This window comes from Streptomyces sp. MnatMP-M17 (genome assembly GCF_900091995.1).
In the GTDB taxonomy this organism is placed as follows: domain Bacteria; phylum Actinomycetota; class Actinomycetes; order Streptomycetales; family Streptomycetaceae; genus Streptomyces.
Genome location: NZ_FMDK01001247.1, coordinates 1 through 1,723 on the forward strand (window position 1 = coordinate 1; position 1,723 = coordinate 1,723).

The 1,723-nt window shown below is 73.9% G+C and carries 1 protein-coding gene; it reads left to right on the top strand.

All coding sequences use genetic code 11. From position 1 onward, the window contains the following. Window positions 1-1,723 (top strand): acyltransferase domain-containing protein (locus tag GA0115259_RS38290; protein ID WP_141716898.1); only part of this gene is annotated, 1,723 nt, incomplete at both ends.

Consider the following 1,723-nt stretch of genomic DNA (forward strand, 5'->3'; position numbering starts at 1 on the left):
CCGTCGGCGACCCGATCGAGGCCGCGGCGCTCGGCGCGGTCCTCGGCGCCGGGCGCGCGCCCGGACGGGCCCTGCGCGTCGGTTCGGCGAAGACCAATGTCGGCCATCTCGAAGGTGCCGCCGGTATGGTCGGCCTGCTCAAGGCGCTGCTGGCACTCAGCCACCGCCGGCTTCCCGCCAGCCTCAACTTCAAGACGGCGGGCCCGGACATCCCGCTGGCCGAACTCGGCCTCGCGGTGCAGAGCGAACTGTCCGCGTGGCCGGAGCCCGGCCGGCCGCTGCTGGCCGGTGTGTCCTCCTTCGGCATGGGCGGCACCAACGCGCATGTCGTACTCGCCGAGCACCGGACAGCCGAGCCGGCCCCACGCCCGGAGCCTGCGGACACGGACACGCCCGCCCTCACGCCCTGGGTGATATCCGGCCGTGGCGCCGCCGCGCTGCGCGGCCAGGCCGAACGGCTGTACACCGCCGTCAGCGCGGACGGGACGCTCGATCCGGCGGATGTGGGCCTGTCCCTCGCCGCGCACCGCACCGTCTTCGACCACCGCGCGGTCGTCCTCACCGACAGCCGTACCGCGCTGCTGGACCAGCTCGCGGCGGTGGCCCAGGGAGCGCCCGCGCCCGGCGCCGTCACCGGTACCGCGCGGCCCGGAGCGCCCGCCCTGCTCTTCACGGGCCAGGGCGCCCAGCGCATCGGTATGGGCCAGGAACTGCACCGTACCTTCCCGGTGTTCGCCGACGCGTTCGACGAGGTGTGCGGTCATCTCGATCCGCTGCTCGACCGCCCGCTGAGCGAGATCATCGCGTCCGGCGACGGCCTGGACGAGACGGGCTTCACACAGCCCGCGATCTTCGCCGTGGAGGTGGCGCTGTACCGCCTCGTCGCTTCCTGGGGCGTCGTTCCCGAGTATGTGGTCGGCCACTCGATCGGAGAGATCGCCGCCGCCCATGTCGCCGGAGTGCTCTCGCTCGCGGACGCCGCGCGCCTGGTGGCGGCCCGTGGCCGGCTGATGCAGGCCCTCCCTGCCGGTGGTGTCATGACCGCCGTACGGGCCACCGAGGACGAGGTGCTGCCGCTGCTCGCCGACGAGCCGCTGGCCGCGATCGCCGCCGTCAACGGACCGCTGTCGACGGTCGTCTCCGGAGCCGCGGACGCGGTCGGCCGGATCACCCGGCGCCTGTGCGACCAGGGCAGAAGCATCCGTGCGCTGACGGTCTCGCACGCCTTCCACTCGCCGCTGATGGACCCGATGCTGGACGACTTCCGCCAGGTCGTCGGGCAGCTCACCTTCCACGAGCCGAGCCTGCCCGCCATCTCCACCGTGACCGGCCGGCCCGTTACACCCGGAGAGTGGTCCTCGCCCGAGTACTGGGTGGAACAGGTGCGCCGGCCCGTGCGCTTCCTGGACGCCGTGCGCGCCCTGGAGGCCGCCGGTGTCACGACCTTCCTGGAACTCGGGCCCGACGGCGTCTGCTCGGCGATGGCCGTCGAGTGTCTGAGCGACGCGGACGCCACGGCGTCGGTGGCCGCGCTGCGCTCGGGCCGTTCCGAGCCCCGAAGCCTGCTCACGGCCCTCGCCACGGTCTTCGTCCGGGGAACGGACGTGGACTGGCCGGCCGTGTACGAGGGGCAAGGAGCCCGCCGGGTCCCGCTGCCCACGTACGCCTTCCAGCGCGAGCCGTACTGGATCTCCGGCACGGCGCGCGCGGCGGCCCTCCCGTC